We start from the raw sequence: 18,172 nt of genomic DNA, 5'->3' as shown, positions 1-18,172 counted from the left end.
ATCTGACATGAGCGACTTCCCAGCCTGCCCTGAGTGTAAATCAAGCTTCACCTACCACGATGGTACCTTATTAGTTTGTCCTGAATGCGGACACGAATGGTCTGAAAACGAGCCAGAAACAACTGACGATGCACCCACTTTTCGCGATGCCAACGGTGCACCACTGGAAGACGGCGATACTGTCACTGTCATTAAAGATCTTAAAATTAAAGGTTCATCATCGGTCGTTAAAGTCGGTACCAAAGTTAAGAATATCCGTTTAATTGATGGTGACCATGACATCGACTGTAAAATTGATGGTATTGGTGCAATGAAACTGAAATCTGAATTTGTTAAAAAGGTCTAAAATCGGATACCGGAAATTACTATGAGAACGCTTTTAGCTGTCTGCCTTGTTCTTTTTTCGTCATTTACTTTCGGGAAAAGTAATGAACAAACTGTGGTGCTTATTTCAATTGATGGCTTTCGTCACGACTATATTGAAAAACATGACGCCAAAAACATTGCAGAATTAGCTAAAAGCGGTGTGCGCAGTAAAGGGCTTATTCCTGTTTATCCGTCAAAGACATTCCCAAATCATCTATCTATTATCACCGGCCGTTATCCCACTAATCACGGCCTGGTGGATAATAATTTTTACGATACCGAACGCCAGCAAAAGTACAGCATGGGCGACGGCTTAGAGGACAGTAGCTGGATTACCGCTTTACCCCTATGGAACCTTGCCGAATTTCAGGGCGTAAAAGCGGCGACCTTTTTCTGGCCTGAGTCTGATGCCCGCATTAATGGCCGGACGCCCAGTTACTTCTATCATTACAGTACACCGGTTCCTAATAGCCAACGAGTAGACCAAATTATTGAATGGTTAAAGTTACCGGAGAAAGCGCGTCCAAGACTGGTTACTGGCTATTTTTCTGTCGTTGACACCATGGGTCATCGGTTTGGCCCGGACGCTAAACAAGTGAAAGGTGCAGTTCAGCACGTTGATAAGCTTATTGGCGAGTTATGGCAGCGAATGCAAACGGAAGTGGATGCGCCGGTTAATCTGGTTCTGGTTTCTGACCACGGCATGGCGCCAATAAAGGCCAACAAGATGATTGATGTTAATGAGCTGAATATTGATGAAGAGCTTTTTAACGTTGTAAATGCACAAACTCGACTGCTTATTTACGCAAATGAGGAGACTTCGGACAAGCAAGTGGACTCACTCCGACAACGCTTGAACCAAATGGCTGATGCCCCCTTTTATACAGAATCGGAAGCAGCGTTGGCTCAACGGCACTTCGTGAATAGCCCACGGGTTCCTGCCATTGTTTTAGCAACGGATGCTCCTACCAGCTTCGCTACACGGCCGCGTGATCAGTGGTCAGACGGCGGCACTCACGGGTATTACGGCACCCGCGATATGGACGGCTTTTTTGTTGCAGCCGGAACCGGTTTTCATCGTGGCCAGCAAATTGAGCGTTTTGAGAACATCCATATATACCCAATGCTGGCAGAATTACTCAATTTAGATCTGCTCACCGAAATTGATGGCCGGGCTGACGTACTCCGGCCAATCTTAAAAGCGAATTAATTATCGTCAAGTTGCGGTGTTTTCATAAATATCGCGACTATTGCTGCCGTGATGGTGCCGACAACAAGGGCAAAAAGCATTGACTGAATAATATAGCTACCTAAAGTAAAATAAACTTCTGCTTGCTCAGCGTCCATCCCACCTTCATTAACAGCAAAGTTACTAACGTTTTCAAAATAATTCGGTGAAATAATAACGTGTGTTATCCACTGGCTAATTGGCGTTAAAACCGCCACCACAATGGCTATAATCAGACCACTGATGAATCCCTGCTTCCAAGTCATTGATCCGTTAAGATCTTTTTCTCGTTTTTCTCTAAGTGCTAATACATAAATGGCGATAGCAATAAGTGCAAAGAAGTTCGAGTAAGTTGAATGGTAAGCAATGTAATTGTCATGAAGACCAACTAGCCTTGCTATTAATACCCACAACATACTGACTATAATAAAAATAACGCCCCACTTTATTTCTGTTGTTCGTGTTTTAAGCATTCTGGATTACCCTTTTGTAAAGATCCCTAAAAACAATAGCACTATTAAGGGATAGTCTGTAATTATAGTCCCGTTTTAAACGAATTAATTCAGGAGGATTCTCGTGGAAATACCCAGCATGCTCGCTATCGTGGCTGCACTGTGGGTTGTTCTGGTGATAGCCGGCGCTTTTGAGGCCGTTCGCCATTGGGCACTTGTCCGTAAAATTCCAGTGCGAGTCCATGTAAATGGTACTCGGGGAAAAACCAGCGTTACCCGGTTAATTGCGGCAGGATTACGCAGTGGTGGTAAACGCATTTGTGCTAAAACAACTGGTTCTGCAGCAGCTATTACCGACCCGGATGGTCGCGAATTTCCTATTTACCGAATAAGCGGTGCAAATATTATTGAACAAATGCGCACACTCAAAAGAATGGCAGCATTAAAGCCTGAAATTGTGGTTATGGAATGTATGGCACTGCAGCCTCAGTATCAGTCTTTGAGTGAATTGCGAATGGTTCGCTCAACTGTTGGTGTTATTACCAATGCCCGTGCCGACCATTTAGATGTTATGGGCCCCGGTGAGAACGATGTCGCCTTAGCTCTGGCAGGTAGCACCCCACTAAAAGGCGACTTATTCACCGCCGAACGCGACTTACTGGATGTGTTTAAACATTCATGTAACGACCGTAAAAGTGAACTGCATGGCGTAACCGAGGACGAAGTTAACGCTATTACCGATGACACCATGAAGCGTTTCCGTTACGCAGAGCACGCCGAAAATGTTGCTTTAGCTCTGAATGTCTGCCAGCACCTTGGTGTTGACCGGGAGAAAGCTCTGGATGGCATGGTTGCATTAGAGCCGGAAGCGGGTGCCATGCAGGTTCTTCACGTTAACTACTTCAAGCGCGAAATTGTATTCGTCAACGCCTTTGCAGCCAATGACCCTGAGTCTACAGGACGCATTTGGGAAAATATGCTGGAAAAACATGGCGAAGAGCGACGTAAAATTGTTTTGATCAACTGCAGGGCTGACCGCCCCCACCGCTCTCAGCAAATGGCCGAAGACATCGTTAAATGGAGTCCCGCAGATAAATACCTGTTAATGGGCTCAGGAACCTTCATTTTCGTCCGTAATGCCGTGAAATACGGCCTTGACCCCGAAAAGCTACTTGTTATGGAAAATGCTGAGATGACCGAAATTACCGAAACTATTTTAGAAGAATCCGGCAGCAGCGCATTAGTTGTCGGTATGTGCAACATTCACGGAGGTGGCGAAGAAGTCGCTCGTTTCTTCCAGAACCGGGCAATCAAGGAGGAAGATTTATGATTGCATTAAACATTCTTGCCGTTGCCATTGGTGTCGGTTTATTTTTTACTTTGTTACTCACACAAACATTAGGTTTAGCCGCCGGCGGCTTGGTTGTTCCGGGTTATGTTGCATTGCAACTGACTGATCCTCTAAGCTTGGCTATCACGCTTGTTGCGGCGCTTATTACCTACCTAATTGTCAGAGTTATTGCCAGCTTCGCTATTATTTATGGGCGTCGCCAAACCATTATCATGATTCTTACCGGTTATCTCATTGCCGGCTTGATGGATTTATTCCTTGGTAACATTGTTAACTGGGTAGATTTGCAAATGATAGCAGGCGGTGGTGATGCACAGGCTCAAGTTGCCACTCTTGAATCTAGCTTTATGATGTCGATTATGGAAAGTAGCATCGTCGGCTACATTATTCCCGGGCTTATCGCTATTTGGTTTGATCGGCAAGGCGTACTGCAGACCTTATGCGGACTCGCAGTAACTGCGGTACTGGTCCGCTTGGCACTTATCATCATTATGCCGGAATCATTACAAATGTACGAAGCAAGCCAAGCATTTCAGATGCCAGGCTGGTAACAGGAGGACGAATCATGAGTAGTTTTACAAAGATTTATTGGCGTTCGTCGGGCGTACCAACCTGGGGACTTATTTTTCTTATCGTACTGTCAGTAATCGTTATGGTTTCTGCGGAAAATATAAAACAACGCGATCCCGTCGTTGATGACAATTACGCAACCATGGTTAATGCGTCAAAAATAATGCGTGAAGGTATGCAGGTTCTTAAACCGTTACGCGCAAAACTGGCTCCAATTAACCCGGAGTTCGACCCCCAACGCTCTGGCATGGTTGGTTTGGAAAACAGTATTGTTACCACTAACCATGGTAGTCGCGAATCCAAACAAACCACGGTTAACCCTAATTGGGCAGCGGTCGCGGTCAAATTAATGGCAGATGCTGGTGTGCAGGAAGGAGATTTAGTTGCAGTTACGGTATCAGGCTCCTTTCCGGCAATGAACCTGGCCGTCTATTCAGCTATCGAAGCGATGGGAGCAGAAGCGATTATTATCGCTTCCGCATCATCCTCGCAGTGGGGCGGAAACGTACCCAACTTTCTATGGCTTGATATGGAGCGAGAACTCCGCGAAGCCGGCGTACTCAGTTCAAAACCCGTTTACGCTTCTATTGGAGGTATTGAAGATCGGGGAATTGGTATTCCCGAAGAAGGCATTACCTCAATACGAAATACAATAGAAAGAGCCGGTATCAATTTTATTGATCCTGCAAGCTACCAGGAAGCCGTCGCTGACCGTATTGCCATATTTCGTGAATATTCAGCTGACCGTCAATACAAAGCCTTCATAAATGTTGGTGGTGGCGCAACTATAGTAGGCCCTCCTGGTATTGATGATATGTTCAAGTCAGGTCTTCAGAGGGACGCTCCTTCACGAGCTTTTGCTGTCGACACCATGATGGGCTATTTCCTGCAAGAAGATATTCCGGGTATTCACTTTAGTGGCATTAAAGATATGGCCACACGACATGGCCTTCCGTTAATGCCACAAGAAGTTGTGCCCGTTGGCAATGGCGGTATCTATTCAGCAACCGTTTATAACCGCTGGTTAGCACTTGGTTTAGGCCTTGGTTTATTCGCCATGACCTGGCTTATCGTCCGCTCTGCACGCATCACTAGCTTGTGGCGCCGAACCGGCGAAAGCGGTAAGAGCACGAAACCGATGGTTTAATAGATACCAACAAAGAGGGAGTTACTCCCTCTTTTAGGCTAGCTTACATACTGGCTAATTTAGTGCTAAAACTAACAGTAATATATTAGCGCTTATTAGTGAGATGAGAGCATGAACAAAAGGAATATTGTCTGGGCGGTGGTCATTATTGGCATCGCCCTTTTCGTTTATCTTAGTATCAACAAAGAGTCGACTAACTATGAAGGCATTGCCAGTGGCAATGGGCGAATAGAAGCCGTCGAAATTAATGTAGCCACGAAAGTTGCCGGTCGCCTCGACAACGTATGGGTTGAAGAGGGTCAGTTCGTGCTCACCGGCGACAAACTGGCAAAAATTGATACCACCACTCTGGAAGCTGAACTGCTTCAAACCCAGGCACAGTTTAAACAGACTCAAAACGCCATCAATACCGCCAAAAGCCAAGTTAACCAACGGCGCGCTGAAAAAGACGCCGCACAGGCCTTATTAAAACAACGAGAATCTGAGTTAGACCTTGCCAAAAAGCGTCTGGCACGCGTACAGAGCTTGTCCCAACAAGGCTCTATGTCGGCCCAGGAGCTTGATGATGCAAAAGCCGCTGTTGTTAGCGCAGAGTCGGCGGTAGCTGCAGCAAAATCTCAAATTGCTTCTACTGAAGCGGCAATTACCACGGCCATCTCACAGCGAGAAGAAGCCGAATCTGCTGCTGAAGCAGCCAAAGCAACCATCGAACGTATCCAAATCCAAATTGATGATAGTACCCTTTTGTCTCCCCGTGATGGCCGCATTCAATACATAGTATCAAGACCTGGCGAAGTTATCGGGAGTGGCGGTCGAGTAGTTAATATGGTCGATCTGAGCGATGTTTACATGACTTTTTTCTTACCAACCCAGATTATTGGAAAGATTTCAGTCGGTAGTGAAGTCCGCATTGTATTAGATGCCCTGCCGGACTACCGCATTCCGGCTAATGTCAGCTTTATTTCAGACGTAGCTCAATTCACACCTAAAACAGTAGAGACCCAGGAAGAACGCGAAAAGTTGATGTTTCGGGTCCGGGCCAGCATTGATAAAAATTTACTAGAACAACATCTGGAACGGGTAAAAACCGGGCTTCCCGGGGTAGCTTATGTCAAACTTGATGGACAGGACAGTTGGCCTATTGAGCTACAATCGGAGCTTGACTGATGTCAACAGACAATGACTCAGTAGTAACACTTAGCGAGATCAATTATTGCTACGGGAAACAACAAGCGCTTGAATCATTATCGCTTACTATTCCTCATGGTAAGCTCTGCGGTTTTATTGGTCCCGACGGAGTAGGGAAGTCCACCTTACTCTCATTGATTTCCGGGGCACGCGCGCTACAAACAGGCCAATTACACGTGCTTGGTGAAGACTTGAGTCAGTCGCGTCAACGCAAACATTTGTATCGTCGTTTGGCTTACATGCCACAGGGGCTCGGCAAAAACCTTTACCCGACTTTATCGGTTGAGGAGAACCTCAGCTTTTTCGCACAACTTTTCGGCATTGACGGTAAACAACGTCGGCGCCGTGTCAGTCGCTTGCTAAAAGCCACTCGCTTATGGGAGTTTCGGGATCGCCCCAGTGCCAAGTTATCCGGTGGTATGAAGCAAAAGCTTGGGCTTTGCTGTGCATTGATTCACGAACCCGAGCTACTTATTCTTGATGAGCCTACCACTGGCGTAGATCCTTTGTCTCGTCGTCAATTCTGGCAACTCATTACTGATATTCGTCAACAGAACCCTGACATGAGCGTTTTAGTCGCTACCGCTTATATGGATGAGGCCGAAGGCTTTGACTGGCTCGCCACTATGAGTGCAGGGAAGTTATTAGCCGCAGGCTCTCCAGACGAATTACTGCAGCAAACGGCAACATCGACTCTTGAAAAAGCCTATATCAAATTGCTGGGTGCGGGATCCAATCAAGGCTTTGATAATACCGCGCGCCTCCCGATAAAAGAAACATCGATTGCTATCGAAGCTCAGGATCTTAGCATGCAATTTGGTGACTTTACCGCCGTAGATAAAGCAAGTTTTCGCATTAAAAAAGGCGAGATTTTTGGCTTCTTAGGCTCTAACGGTTGCGGTAAAACCACTACCATGAAAATGCTGACTGGTTTACTTACCGCAAGCGCGGGTAAGGCCTGGCTCTTTGATCAGCCAATTGAGAATAACCCTCTTGAAACCCGAAAACGTGTAGGCTACATGGCTCAAAGCTTCTCCTTGTATGGAGAATTAACGGTTTACCAAAACTTAAAATTACACGCCCAGTTATTCGATATTCCTAAAAACAGCATAGAAGACAGAATAGACGTCGTTGCTGAGCAATTCGATTTACAGCGACTGTTTCGGCAATTACCGACCCAGCTTCCTGTGGGGGAACGGCAGAGATTATCTTTAGCGGTTGCAATGATCCACCAGCCAGAAATATTAATACTGGATGAACCAACCTCGGGCGTTGACCCTGTTGCGCGGGATAACTTCTGGCAAATTCTGCTAAAACTATCGCGCGATCATGGTGTCACCATATTTATCTCAACGCACTTTATGAACGAAGCTGAGCGCTGTGATCGCATATCCTTAATGCATGCCGGGAAGGTTCTAATAACCGATACCCCCGAAGCTATTACTAAAAGCCGTAATAGTGATTCGCTGGAAGATGCCTTTGTCAATTATTTAGAAGAGGCATCTGACTCTCAGCGAGCTGAACAGTCGATGGAAGACTCACCAGAGCTGCAACATAATGAAAAACTGAAACTCAGTCACGGTTTCAGCATTAAGCGACTGCTCAGCATCAGTCACCGCGAAACCCTGGAGCTTATCCGCGACCCAGTTCGCTTAGTGATGGCCTTAGTCGGTAGCGTTATTCTGATGTTTGTTTTGGGTTACGGCATTAATATGGACGTTGATGAAATTGATTTCGCGGTATTAGACCGTGACCAGACCAGCACCAGCCGGGACTATATTTTAAGCTTATCGGGTTCTCGTTATTTTAATGAAAAAACACCCCTGACAAGCTATGAACAAGTTGACGATGCCTTAAAAGCCGGAGAAATCAGCTTAGCTATAGAAATACCCAGCGGCTTTGCTCGTGATATGCAGCGTGGAGAAAACGTCAGTATAGGAGCGTGGATTGACGGTGCGATGCCAATGCGCGCAGAGACCGCGCAAGGTTACATTCAGGGCATGCATATTGACTGGTTACAAAAACAGCAACAACAATTAAGTAGCCAGTCAACAAAGCCAGCGACGGTCGATATAGCGTCGAGATACCGCTATAACCCCGACGTTAAAAGCTTGCCAGCCATGGTGCCTGCTGTCATTCCACTGTTGTTAATGCTTTTCCCATCGATATTGACGTCACTGTCGGTAGTGAGAGAGAAAGAACTGGGCTCTATTACGAACTTTTATGTTACCCCAACTCGCAAAAGTGAGTTTTTTATTGGTAAGCAACTCCCCTATGTCGTTCTCGCAATGGCGAACTTCTTAATATTGGTTGCTCAGGCGTTGTTTATTTTTAACGTAGAACTCACCGGAAGTTTTCTGGCCTTCTCACTCGCGACCTTTCTCTATGTTCTGTGTGCAACCGCACTTGGACTTATTATGTCAGCTTTTCTTAACAGTCAAATTGCCGCGCTTTTTGGTACTGCACTTGCCACCATCCTGCCTGCATCGCAGTTCTCAGGAATGATCACACCGGTTACTTCGCTGGAAGGTTTTGCTAAGGTTATCGGCGAAATTTATCCGACAACTTACTATATGATTGTCAGCCGAGGCGTGTTTTCGAAAGCTCTGTCGTTTAATGAGCTGCAGGTCATGTTAGTCGGGCTCAGCATCGCAGCCATTCTCTTCATTGCCATTGGTATTAGCTTAGTCAGGAAACAGGACCAATAAATGCGATCAGTTAAAAATATTGCTCATTTAGGTGTGAAAGAGCTCATTAGCTTGTCGCGTGACCCTATGTTACTGCTGTTTATTATGCTGGCTTTTACCGTATTTATTTATACCGCGGCATCCGCCACGCCACAAACTTTGTACAAAACACCAATAGCCGTTATCGACAATGACCGTTCCCAGCTTTCTAACCAACTGATCAACAGTTTCTTAATGCCTTATTTTTTGCCTCCGGAAGCGGTTTCAGCTCAAGAAGCAGATGAGCTTATGGACGAGGGGCGCTACACCTTTATTATTGATATTCCTGAAGGGCTGCAGCGTGATTTGCTAAGCGGTGAGCAGCCTCAGCTACAGCTCATTGTTGACGCCACTCGAATGAGTCAAGCCTTTACTGGTAACGGTTACATTCAATCTATTATTAATCGCGAAGTCAGCTCCTTCACGCAGTCCGACACTCAGTTACCTGTCGATATAGCCGTAAGGGCGCAGTTTAACCCAGAGCTTGATAGCGGATGGTTCAGTGCCATTATGGAATTGATTAACCAAATTACCATGTTGTCGATTATTTTAACCGGTGCAGCCCTGATAAAAGAACGGGAACACGGCACCATTGAACACCTTATGGTAATGCCGGTCAGCCCTTTTCAAATTATGGTCAGCAAGGTTTGGGCTATGGCCTTAGTGGTATTAGTTGCCTCTGCGTTCTCACTCACTGTGATAATTAAACAGGCGCTTGCTATACCTACCAGCGGTTCCTTAACACTGTTTTTATTCGGTACCGCTCTGCACCTTTTTGCCACCACGTCTATTGGCATTTTCTTAGGAACCTATGCCCGCTCTATGCCTCAGTTCGGGTTACTGTTTTTGCTCATTATTATGCCAATGCAGATACTCTCCGGCGGCATGACACCTTTTGATAGTATGCCGGCTGCAGTTCAGGCTGTGATGTACTTTGCTCCTACCTCTCACTTTACCGAATTTGGTCAAAGCATCTTATTCCGTGGTGCAGGGTTAGGCATTGTTTGGCCACAGCTACTTGCACTAAGCGGTATTGGAGCCTTATTCTTTTGGGTTTCCTGGCGCCACTTTCATGAGCGATTAGCGGATATGGTGTGAACTATTTTTTAAGTCATAACAATGACAAATAGCCTGCCAAGCGTCTTCTGCACTATCCACAATCTGGAACAAATCTAAGTCGTATTCTGCAATAGTGCCTTCTTCTACCAGCAAATCGAAATCGATTGCCCGACGCCAAAATTCAGAGCCCACCAAAACAATAGGAACTGGCTCAGACTTTTTGGTTTGTACCAAGGTTAAAGTTTCGAATAACTCGTCCAGTGTTCCAAAGCCGCCGGGAAAAGCAACCAACGCACGGGCTCGTTGCAGAAAGTGCATTTTGCGAATGGCAAAATAATGAAATTGGAAGCAATATTCCGGGGTTATGTATGGGTTTGGGCGTTGCTCATGAGGCAGTACAATATTCAGTCCAATACTTTCACCTCCGGCTTCCATCGCTCCCCGATTCGCAGCTTCCATGATGCCGGGGCCACCGCCACTGACAATCATCAGGTTTTCATCGTTGTGACGGAGATTGTGTTCGGTCGCTATACGGGCAAACTCCATTGCCTGCTGATAATAAGCGCTATTTTTTAATGCCCGCTGAGCACGCTTTAAGTTACCCTTTAAGCTGTCGTTTCCCGGTTCTTCTGCTAATGCCTGCTCGGCCATGCGAGCATCATGTTGCGCCTGTTCAGGGGATAAGAATCGAGCACTACCGAAGACAACAATGGTTGCGTCTATCTGATGCTTTTCCAGAGTTAACTGAGGCTTTAAATATTCCAGTTGCAAACGTACCGCACGCAAATCGTCCTGAAGTAAAAAATCATGATCGGCAAATGCCAGCTTATACGAACTTTGTCCTTCTATTTTTGCGATAGATTCTTCAGACTGCTTTGCTGAAATTAAGCGGCGTCGATGTAATTCATTTTCTGTCATGGGAAGTCCGTATACATGAATTTAATGGCAATCAATAGCGGCTAGTTTATCTTAAATACAAGGCAAAGCCTTTTGAATTATTCTTTCTCCAGCCGCATAGCAACCATACCGCTATTCTCTCCGGCTTCGTGGAAGCCAAGGCTTTTATAGAGTGACCGCGCCGGCGTATTTTCGGGGTATACATTCAACGTAATAAACCGCGTTTGCTGCTGCGCCCAGGCATTTCCCAGTAAGGCTTTTACAAACAACCGGCCCAGTCCTTTGCCTCTAACTTTCGGGTTAACAATAAGGCAGGCTATGTGAATACCGTTCTCGACTTTTTCATAAGCCTGGGCAAAACCAACCAGCTCTTCATTCTGGTAAAACCCAAAAGTCCCGCGTTCGTTACCTTTAATCTGTTGCCAGATGGCCTCAGCCGGACTGCCATACCGAACTTTATCGCCAAACCACAGCCGGAACTCGGCGGCATTCTCAGGCCAGGTCAGCGCCTCTTTTAACTCGTTGATTTCAGCTTTCTTTAACATCGCTCTTTGTTTTAACAATGGGTTTCCAACTTAAATTAGCACAGAAGAAAACCTAACGTCGCGTTAGTTCGCTAACTAAGGTAATGTAAGGCAAATAAAAAATGACCTCCTAAAAGATGCAACTAACGGCGCCATGCTAAGCAATACCAAACTGCACCAGCAACTCGCTTTACCCTTGATTATTCTCTCTCAATTACTGGGCACGTCCTTGTGGTTCAGCATTAACGGTGTCTGGCTTCCTTTATCGGCAGAGCATCACCTTAACGAAGCAGACTTAGGCGCTTATACCCTGGCTGTGCAGCTGGGCTTTATTATCGGAACTCTAACGCTGGCGTTAACCGGTTTTGCTGATCGTTACCGAGCCAGTCAGATATTTTTACTCTCGAGCATTGCCGGTGCCCTGGTTAATGCCCTATTTATTGTTGCAATTGATCACTCAACTCTCGGCTGGCTATTACGTTTCTTAACCGGACTTTGCCTGGCAGGAATTTACCCAATGGGAATGAAACTGGTGATATCCTGGGTTCCACGCTACGCTGGCAGTGCCCTTTCCTGGTTATTAGCCATGCTAACGCTCGGAACAGCGCTACCACATCTTATGCGTGGCATTACTCTGGACTTTTCCTGGGAAATTCCTCTTTTAACTTCGTCAATACTGGCATTGCTTGGCGGTTTATTAGTGGGCTGGCTTGGTAGTGGGCCTCATTTACCTAGCGTAGCGACACCCCAAACGTTACGTTCCGGATTACGCGCATTAACCCAACCTAAGTTTCGTGCCATAGCAATAGGCTACTTTGGTCATGCCTGGGAACTCTACGCCTTTTGGATGCTGACACCATTGTTGGTATTGCACCCATTAGCGACTCTCAACGTGCCGTTAGGCACAGTGCCATGGCTGGCCTTTAGCATTATTGCTATTGGTAGCCTGGGCTGCATTGGCGGCGGTATCATGAGTAAAAAAATAGGCGGTTTACGCGTTGCCCGACTGGCTTTATTCAGTTCCGGTGCTATTTGCTTACTATACCCTTTAATGACAGAGCTTCCGGCAGGGTTTATTTTCGCTTTATTACTACTGTGGGGACTGACTGTTATCGCCGACTCCCCACAATTTTCGGCACTAGCCGCCCAGTTTGCGCCAAAGGAGAATATTGGTTCGGCACTGGCTATAATGAATGCCATTGGCTTTTCTTTAACACTACCGGCAATATGGCTAACCAGCAATTTGTGGTCTATACATAATGAATGGGTAACCTGGCTTTTACTGCCCGGCCCCGTTATTGGTTTATGGGCAATGCGTAAATTATCAGCATAGAGAAAAAGCATGACGACAGAACGGAAAGACCAGCGTATCTACAAACACGGCATTTTCACCATTGTCGGGGTAATTGCTGCTTTAGCTCTTATTTTTCTTATTGCCAGGTTTGGCTAAGTGAGTACTCGCTACCCCTCACTCACCCTGCAATGTCAAAACTAAAGTACGGGCGCCACCATGATCTCTATGTTCACATAGGTATATACCTTGCCATGTTCCCATATTCAGACCACCTTCGGTAACCGGAACCGTCACGCTACTTCCCAGAATACTGGACTTTAAATGCGCGGGCATGTCGTCAGAACCTTCAAATGTATGCCGGTAATAGGGCGCATTCTCCGGTATCATTTCATTAAAGTGGCTTTCAAAATCCTGCCGCACTGTTGGATCAGCGTTTTCGTTGATGGTCAGGGACGCTGATGTGTGCTTTATAAATACGTGTAATAGCCCCACTTTAACCACGCCGAGTTGCGATAAAGCTTGCTCAACTTCATGAGTAATAAGGTGAAACCCTCGTGTTTTGGGCTTTAACTGAACTTCGGTCTGTTTAGTAAGCATATGTAAACCTATTTGCCGCTTATGAAAGCTTGCCATATGCTGACAGCATACAGAAAATAAAAGTATAACTTAAAGGAAGAATAACCATGCGATACTTAATTATAGTTTTTACCTTGCTATTCAGCAGCGCGGCTTTAGCGCAAGAGAGCGTAGAAGAGGCTACAACGAAAGCTGTCGAGGGCTTTCTTTATGGCGCCAGCATTAACGACCCTCAAGCTCACGACCGTTTCTGGGCAGATGAGTTAACTTATACCAGCTCCAGCGGTAATCGCTTCGATAAAGAGCACCTTATGTCCGGCGTGAAAAGCTCAAAAACCAAAGAACCGGAAAACGTCGAAGTTTGGTACGGTGCCGAAGATATCGAAGTAAAACAATTCGGTGACACGGTGGTTTTTAATTTCACACTAACCGCCGAAGAAGAAGGAAAAGTGACAAAATACTATTACAATACCGGCGTTCTCATTGAGCTGGATGGTCGCTGGCAGGCAGTTAACTGGAACGCGACTGAAGTCCCTGAATAAAACCGACATAAACGCCGGGGGTAAAAATGGCAAGAGCACACGCATTACATATTTTAGTCGAGACTAAAGATGAAGCCGAAAAACTAAAAGAGCAACTGACCAAAGGTGCTAAGTTTGCCGAGCTTGCACGTAAGCATTCACTTTGCCCCTCGGGCAAAAAAGGTGGTGACTTAGGCGAGTTTAGCCGCGGACAAATGGTTCCTGCTTTTGACAAAGTAGTGTTCGGCAAGCCCACTCTTGAAGTGCATGGCCCGGTCAAAACCCAATTTGGCTGGCACTTAATTAAGACGTTGTCTCGCAGCTAGCTAGCCGGGGCGGTGCCGGACTTAATTATTTTGTTCCGGCTCAACGCCTTTCTCGTTTTCAGATTTTACATAAATAGCAATGCCTTCTCCGGTTTTATCAGTCAACCCAAAAGCCTTACCCACACTCACTCCTAAGCCCAAGTTACCAGAGTATTTCCCGGCACCGGTGCCGACATAAACAGAGTTACCTTCTTTTTCACCCGTTTTTTGAAGCAAAATTCCATTCGCCCCAACTTTTGCCGCTTCCTGTTTCAGGCGCTTTAATACAGCATCCATTTTCGCCTGCTCACCAAAGCTCCATGAGGAGTCGCTGGTTGCTTCAATTAAGGCAATTTCCTCATAGTTATCTGGCTTTTCTAAATAGACTTTTACCTGCTCAACCGGAATTTCCGGACGGGCATCACCAATAAGCACGGAAGAAGACGGTGACGCACAGCCCGCCATTAACAACGCCAGACCAAAAACTAAACCATAAGAAATGTTGTGTTTCATAATACGACTCTCGTTTTTAATTCCATCCTTAATCAATAGCACAGAAGTGGAGATTTCACTCAACTCTTTCAATATCTTTAAGGAGCCGTAGAATGCAGTTGGAATAAACGCTGTTCATGCTTTATTAAAAGAGGAGCTTTCAATTGGCGCACCAAAAACCGCACCTGCCCAGTAAGCTATGTTCTGTTTGCCAGCGTCCGTTTATTTGGCGTAAAAAATGGAAGGACTGCTGGGGTGACGTTAAATACTGCTCTGAGCGCTGTCGAAGACAAGGTCGTCAAAACTAGCCACACCTGATGATACCGAGGGTCATCAGCGCCAATAGTCGGGTGGTATTTTCGCCAATATTTCATAAAATTCTTTAGCCGCTTTTCTTCTATGCTAGCGTGGTTTTGTAAAGATTGGAATGTGTATACTGAACCTACGAACATAAAATTACGTACTAAATCGCACAGGAGAAAACCTGCTTAAAACAGTGGACAATGGTTTTGCTTAAGCGTAACCATGTCCATATTCCTATTTACACCAGCCGGGTCTTATATTTTCAATGAATAAAGCCGCGTTCGCCGATCTTGCCGAATACATGGATTTGCTATTAGATGCGATTTGCGTTGTTAATAAGCAGCACCAGTTCAGTTATTTGAGCCCGGGTGCAGCCCGTGTTTTTGGCTATACCCCTGAAGAAATGATTGGTCGTTCAATGTTTGACTTTATGCACCCCGATGACCATCAGGCAACCATGGCTATCGCTCAACAAGTCAACTCAGGTAACGAGGTTGTTCAGTTCGAGAACCGATACATACGTAAAGACGGCTCAATAGTGCATTTGCTATGGTCCGCGCGCTGGTCTGAACGAGACCAGATGCGGGTTGGCGTTGCCCGGGATGTATCTGAGCAAAAGCAACTTGAAGCAGAACGTGAAGCTTTAATAGCGCGCTTAGAGCATATGGCACTGACCGATCCATTAACCCAGCTCCCCAACCGCGCACTATTTTATGACCGGGTTCGTACATCACAAACACGAGCAGAACGCGATGGCGGCGGCCTGGGTCTGTTGTATTTAGATCTCGATAAATTCAAAGTTATCAATGACGCCTATGGGCACGCAACCGGAGACCAGTTACTGAAGGGAGTTGCTGAACGGATTGCAGCTTCAGTTCGTGCAACCGACACGGTAGCGCGCTTAGGTGGCGATGAGTTTGTGGTACTTATTGATGCGGTTCCGACAACAGATGAAGGAGTCGATATAGTGCGAACCGTTGCTGAGAAAATTCGTCAGGCAATGCAGGCACCATTAATACTGCCGCATGGAGAAGAGGTTGTTACCGCCAGTATAGGAATGGCTCTGTGGCCTAAACACGGAGACACCGTAGACGCTCTAATAAACCGGGCAGATCAAGCTATGTATCAGGCCAAGCGCGGCGGTGGGAATCGACTAAGTGAATAGCCAATGAAAGCAGCGCATCACCGCAGAGTTAGTGCGGTGATGCGCTGTATTTAGGGAAAAGATTTAAGAACTTTTCGTTTCGCTAATATAGTCGTTAACGAATTGCTCAAGTACATTAAGTGGTACCGGACCACTACCCAGCACAACGTCATGGAATTCACGAATATCAAACGCATCACCAAGCTCTGATTTAGCTTTTTCGCGCAATTCAAGAATTTTGTTCATACCAATTTTATAGGCTGTTGCCTGGCCTGGCATAACAATATGACGCTCAACCATTTTCACGGCATCGGCTTTCGCGTTCGGCGTATTGTTCACGTAGAAATCGATACCCTCTTCACGAGTCCATTTTTTGTCATGGATACCGGTATCAACAACCAAACGCACTGCACGCCAAAGCTCCATAGCTAAACGACCAAAGTCAGAGTAAGGGTCTTCATAAAGGCCAATCTCTTTTGGAAGTTTTTCGGTATATAGCCCCCAGCCTTCTGTATAAGCCGTGTAACGGCCATACTTTCTGAAACTCGGAATACCTTCTAGCTCCTGCGCCATTGCAATTTGCATATGGTGGCCCGGAATACCCTCATGATAAGCCAAAGCTTCCATCTGATACGTCGGCATAGATGACATATCGTACAGGTTGGCGTAATAGATTCCCGGACGTGAACCGTCCATTGACGGCTGCTGATAGAATGCTTTACCTGCAGACTTCTCGCGGAAAGGCTCTACCGCTTTTACCGTTAACTCAGCTTTTGGTTTATTAAGAAACAATTCATCAAGGCGTCCACGCATGTCATCAATAACCGCAGTGGCTTCATCCAGATAACGTTGACGACCTTCTTCCGTACTCGAATAAGTAAAGTCGTCACTGTTGCGCATATGTACAAAGAACTCCTGAAGCGTGCCGTCAAAGCCAACTTCTTTCATAATGCCGCGCATTTCTTCGTGAATACGCTCTACTTCGTCCAGACCAATTTGATGAATTTCATCGGCAGTCAGGTCGGTCGTGGTGGTGCGTTTTAATGCGTTATTGTAAAAAGCTTCGCCATCAGGAAATTTCCAGGCGCCGTCTTTAGTATCCGCTTGCTCAGCAATGCCCTCTACTGAGGTGATCAAGCTTTCATAGGCCGGTTTTACTGATTCCAGCATCGCTTTTTTCGCCGAATCTAAAAGCTCATCGCGCTGACTGTCATCAATATCTAAGCCGTCTATTTTCTTAGAAAAGTCTGCCCATAACGCGCTGGGTTCACCATCATCAAACGGCGCACCGGTAATGATATTTTCACTGTCGCTAATGACATAAGGGTAAACGAACTTAGGTGCGATAATGCCTTTCTCAGCCCGCAGCTCCAGGTTCTCTGCCAACTGCTCAAATAATTCCGGCAGGCCATTAAGACGCGCAATATAGTCTTCTGCATCATCCACTTCGCTAATACCGTGCTGATTAATTAGCAACGATGCTACGCTGGAGTGCATACCGAACATTTGGTTAACCGGGTAGTTATAGTGACGCCATTTAAAGTCAGCAATGTCGTTTTCCAGCTTCTGCTTCATTAGCGTCCAGCTAATTTTAGTCTGCTCGTTAAGCTTAGATTCATCAATAGCCATTACCCGTTCCAGCTGTGCTTTCTGAAACTCTAAATCTTCTTTTGCGCGCTCTTCAGAAATATCGTCCCATTTATCCTGATCATCTTTAATACCAAGGTAAGACTGATACATAGGGCTGCGCATAACATTTTCCATGAAAATGTCTTCAAACAGCTTATTCGCCTTTTCCGATTCGGTTTGCTCCGCATTTTGGGTAGTGTTTTCAGTCGTCGCAGTTTTCGACTCCACAGTTGCCGTCGTCGCTTCTTCTTTGGAAGCGTCAGAGCAGGCTGTTGTCATTAACACTAGCGAGACCGCCAGCGCTATCTTTTTATATTCAAACACGTGTTCTCTCCTTTCAGTTTTCTAAACTTGATATCTGTTGTAGCACAGTATGTCAACGCAGGCACGACCACAGGGT

General features: G+C 46.0%; 19 protein-coding genes. 13 read left to right on the top strand and 6 right to left on the bottom strand.

Annotation, left to right across the window (positions count from 1 at the left end; translation table 11 throughout):
• Positions 1-7: 7 nt before the first annotated feature.
• Positions 8-346, top strand: a complete 339-nt coding sequence (locus DEU30_RS11470; RefSeq protein ID WP_034822721.1) for a zinc ribbon domain-containing protein YjdM — start codon at positions 8-10, stop codon at positions 344-346.
• A gap of 21 nt (positions 347-367) precedes the next feature.
• Positions 368-1,576, top strand: coding sequence for an ectonucleotide pyrophosphatase/phosphodiesterase (locus DEU30_RS11465; protein ID WP_011235624.1), 1,209 nt, complete (start codon positions 368-370; stop codon positions 1,574-1,576).
• On the opposite strand, the gene DEU30_RS11460 is transcribed toward DEU30_RS11465, so the two are convergent.
• On the bottom strand, positions 1,573-2,067 hold the full coding sequence (locus tag DEU30_RS11460; protein WP_011235625.1) for a DUF4199 domain-containing protein: 495 nt from the start codon (positions 2,065-2,067) through the stop codon (positions 1,573-1,575). The two genes, DEU30_RS11465 and DEU30_RS11460, sit on opposite strands and share 4 nt — an antisense overlap.
• A 103-nt stretch (positions 2,068-2,170) precedes the next feature.
• Between DEU30_RS11460 and pgsB the strand changes: the two genes are divergently transcribed.
• The 6 genes from pgsB to DEU30_RS11430 all read left to right on the top strand — a co-directional run bounded on the left by pgsB (position 2,171) and on the right by DEU30_RS11430 (position 10,126).
• A complete protein-coding gene (pgsB, locus tag DEU30_RS11455; protein WP_011235626.1) occupies positions 2,171-3,376 on the top strand; it encodes a poly-gamma-glutamate synthase PgsB in 1,206 nt (401 codons plus the stop codon).
• Positions 3,373-3,948 (top strand): poly-gamma-glutamate biosynthesis protein PgsC, encoded by a 576-nt coding sequence (gene pgsC / locus DEU30_RS11450; RefSeq protein WP_011235627.1) that lies wholly within the window; start codon positions 3,373-3,375, stop codon positions 3,946-3,948. The genes pgsB and pgsC overlap by 4 nt, the downstream gene beginning before the upstream one ends.
• A gap of 14 nt (positions 3,949-3,962) precedes the next feature.
• Positions 3,963-5,114 (top strand): poly-gamma-glutamate system protein, encoded by a 1,152-nt coding sequence (gene pgsW / locus DEU30_RS11445; RefSeq protein WP_011235628.1) that lies wholly within the window; start codon positions 3,963-3,965, stop codon positions 5,112-5,114.
• Between the two features lie 111 nt (positions 5,115-5,225).
• Positions 5,226-6,281 (top strand): HlyD family secretion protein, encoded by a 1,056-nt coding sequence (locus DEU30_RS11440; RefSeq protein ID WP_011235629.1) that lies wholly within the window; start codon positions 5,226-5,228, stop codon positions 6,279-6,281.
• Positions 6,281-9,010, top strand: coding sequence for a ribosome-associated ATPase/putative transporter RbbA (rbbA, locus tag DEU30_RS11435; RefSeq protein ID WP_114982249.1), 2,730 nt, complete (start codon positions 6,281-6,283; stop codon positions 9,008-9,010). The genes DEU30_RS11440 and rbbA overlap by 1 nt, the downstream gene beginning before the upstream one ends.
• Positions 9,011-10,126 carry an ABC transporter permease gene (locus DEU30_RS11430; protein WP_011235631.1) on the top strand — a complete coding sequence of 372 codons (1,116 nt, stop codon included), beginning with the start codon at positions 9,011-9,013 and terminating at the stop codon, positions 10,124-10,126. It begins immediately after the preceding gene.
• Here the strand turns inward: DEU30_RS11430 and DEU30_RS11425 are convergent.
• Positions 10,109-11,005 carry a TIGR00730 family Rossman fold protein gene (locus DEU30_RS11425; protein ID WP_011235632.1) on the bottom strand — a complete coding sequence of 299 codons (897 nt, stop codon included), beginning with the start codon at positions 11,003-11,005 and terminating at the stop codon, positions 10,109-10,111. The two genes, DEU30_RS11430 and DEU30_RS11425, sit on opposite strands and share 18 nt — an antisense overlap.
• A 77-nt stretch (positions 11,006-11,082) precedes the next feature.
• Positions 11,083-11,547, bottom strand: coding sequence for a GNAT family N-acetyltransferase (locus DEU30_RS11420; RefSeq protein ID WP_227016380.1), 465 nt, complete (start codon positions 11,545-11,547; stop codon positions 11,083-11,085).
• Between the two features lie 115 nt (positions 11,548-11,662).
• Between DEU30_RS11420 and DEU30_RS11415 the strand changes: the two genes are divergently transcribed.
• Positions 11,663-12,841 carry an MFS transporter gene (locus tag DEU30_RS11415; RefSeq protein ID WP_011235634.1) on the top strand — a complete coding sequence of 393 codons (1,179 nt, stop codon included), beginning with the start codon at positions 11,663-11,665 and terminating at the stop codon, positions 12,839-12,841.
• Positions 12,842-12,976: 135 nt separating this feature from the next.
• Here DEU30_RS11415 and DEU30_RS11410 read toward each other — a convergent pair whose 3' ends face one another.
• Positions 12,977-13,399 (bottom strand): secondary thiamine-phosphate synthase enzyme YjbQ, encoded by a 423-nt coding sequence (locus DEU30_RS11410; RefSeq protein WP_016341405.1) that lies wholly within the window; start codon positions 13,397-13,399, stop codon positions 12,977-12,979.
• 86 nt (positions 13,400-13,485) lie between these two features.
• On the opposite strand from DEU30_RS11410, the gene DEU30_RS11405 reads away from it, so the two are divergent.
• Together DEU30_RS11405 and DEU30_RS11400 are read left to right on the top strand one after the other, a co-directional pair.
• Positions 13,486-13,920 (top strand): nuclear transport factor 2 family protein, encoded by a 435-nt coding sequence (locus DEU30_RS11405; RefSeq protein ID WP_011235636.1) that lies wholly within the window; start codon positions 13,486-13,488, stop codon positions 13,918-13,920.
• A gap of 26 nt (positions 13,921-13,946) precedes the next feature.
• Positions 13,947-14,225, top strand: a complete 279-nt coding sequence (locus DEU30_RS11400; protein WP_011235637.1) for a peptidylprolyl isomerase — start codon at positions 13,947-13,949, stop codon at positions 14,223-14,225.
• A gap of 21 nt (positions 14,226-14,246) precedes the next feature.
• On the opposite strand, the gene DEU30_RS11395 is transcribed toward DEU30_RS11400, so the two are convergent.
• Complete coding sequence (locus DEU30_RS11395) at positions 14,247-14,717, bottom strand: hypothetical protein (protein ID WP_011235638.1); 471 nt, start codon at positions 14,715-14,717, stop codon at positions 14,247-14,249.
• Positions 14,718-14,860: 143 nt separating this feature from the next.
• Between DEU30_RS11395 and DEU30_RS11390 the strand changes: the two genes are divergently transcribed.
• Both DEU30_RS11390 and DEU30_RS11385 read left to right on the top strand, forming a co-directional pair.
• Complete coding sequence (locus DEU30_RS11390; RefSeq protein ID WP_011235639.1) at positions 14,861-15,004, top strand: DUF2256 domain-containing protein; 144 nt, start codon at positions 14,861-14,863, stop codon at positions 15,002-15,004.
• Between the two features lie 260 nt (positions 15,005-15,264).
• Positions 15,265-16,164, top strand: a complete 900-nt coding sequence (locus DEU30_RS11385) for a sensor domain-containing diguanylate cyclase (protein WP_011235640.1) — start codon at positions 15,265-15,267, stop codon at positions 16,162-16,164.
• Between the two features lie 63 nt (positions 16,165-16,227).
• Here DEU30_RS11385 and DEU30_RS11380 read toward each other — a convergent pair whose 3' ends face one another.
• Positions 16,228-18,096, bottom strand: coding sequence for a DUF885 domain-containing protein (locus DEU30_RS11380; RefSeq protein WP_011235641.1), 1,869 nt, complete (start codon positions 18,094-18,096; stop codon positions 16,228-16,230).
• Positions 18,097-18,172 lie beyond the last annotated feature (76 nt).

The organism is Idiomarina sp. 017G (genome assembly GCF_004362265.1).
GTDB lineage: Bacteria > Pseudomonadota > Gammaproteobacteria > Enterobacterales > Alteromonadaceae > Idiomarina > Idiomarina loihiensis.
Note: the sequence above shows the minus strand (reverse complement) of the source record. Positions and strands in the feature narration are given on the sequence as shown.

Excerpts from the sequence above, each read along its gene's own strand:
- rbbA (WP_114982249.1), top strand. The coding sequence starts at position 6,281 with ATGTCAACAGACAATGACTCAGTAGTAACACTTAGCGAGATCAATTAT.
- DEU30_RS11440 (WP_011235629.1), top strand. The coding sequence starts at position 5,226 with ATGAACAAAAGGAATATTGTCTGGGCGGTGGTCATTATTGGCATCGCC.
- pgsW (WP_011235628.1), top strand. The coding sequence starts at position 3,963 with ATGAGTAGTTTTACAAAGATTTATTGGCGTTCGTCGGGCGTACCAACC.
- pgsC (WP_011235627.1), top strand. The coding sequence starts at position 3,373 with ATGATTGCATTAAACATTCTTGCCGTTGCCATTGGTGTCGGTTTATTT.
- DEU30_RS11430 (WP_011235631.1), top strand. The coding sequence starts at position 9,011 with ATGCGATCAGTTAAAAATATTGCTCATTTAGGTGTGAAAGAGCTCATT.
- DEU30_RS11410 (WP_016341405.1), bottom strand. The coding sequence starts at position 13,399 with ATGCTTACTAAACAGACCGAAGTTCAGTTAAAGCCCAAAACACGAGGG.
- DEU30_RS11385 (WP_011235640.1), top strand. The coding sequence starts at position 15,265 with ATGAATAAAGCCGCGTTCGCCGATCTTGCCGAATACATGGATTTGCTA.
- DEU30_RS11465 (WP_011235624.1), top strand. The coding sequence starts at position 368 with ATGAGAACGCTTTTAGCTGTCTGCCTTGTTCTTTTTTCGTCATTTACT.
- DEU30_RS11425 (WP_011235632.1), bottom strand. The coding sequence starts at position 11,005 with ATGACAGAAAATGAATTACATCGACGCCGCTTAATTTCAGCAAAGCAG.
- DEU30_RS11395 (WP_011235638.1), bottom strand. The coding sequence starts at position 14,717 with ATGAAACACAACATTTCTTATGGTTTAGTTTTTGGTCTGGCGTTGTTA.
- DEU30_RS11400 (WP_011235637.1), top strand. The coding sequence starts at position 13,947 with ATGGCAAGAGCACACGCATTACATATTTTAGTCGAGACTAAAGATGAA.
- DEU30_RS11415 (WP_011235634.1), top strand. The coding sequence starts at position 11,663 with ATGCTAAGCAATACCAAACTGCACCAGCAACTCGCTTTACCCTTGATT.
- DEU30_RS11405 (WP_011235636.1), top strand. The coding sequence starts at position 13,486 with ATGCGATACTTAATTATAGTTTTTACCTTGCTATTCAGCAGCGCGGCT.
- DEU30_RS11460 (WP_011235625.1), bottom strand. The coding sequence starts at position 2,067 with ATGCTTAAAACACGAACAACAGAAATAAAGTGGGGCGTTATTTTTATT.
- DEU30_RS11470 (WP_034822721.1), top strand. The coding sequence starts at position 8 with ATGAGCGACTTCCCAGCCTGCCCTGAGTGTAAATCAAGCTTCACCTAC.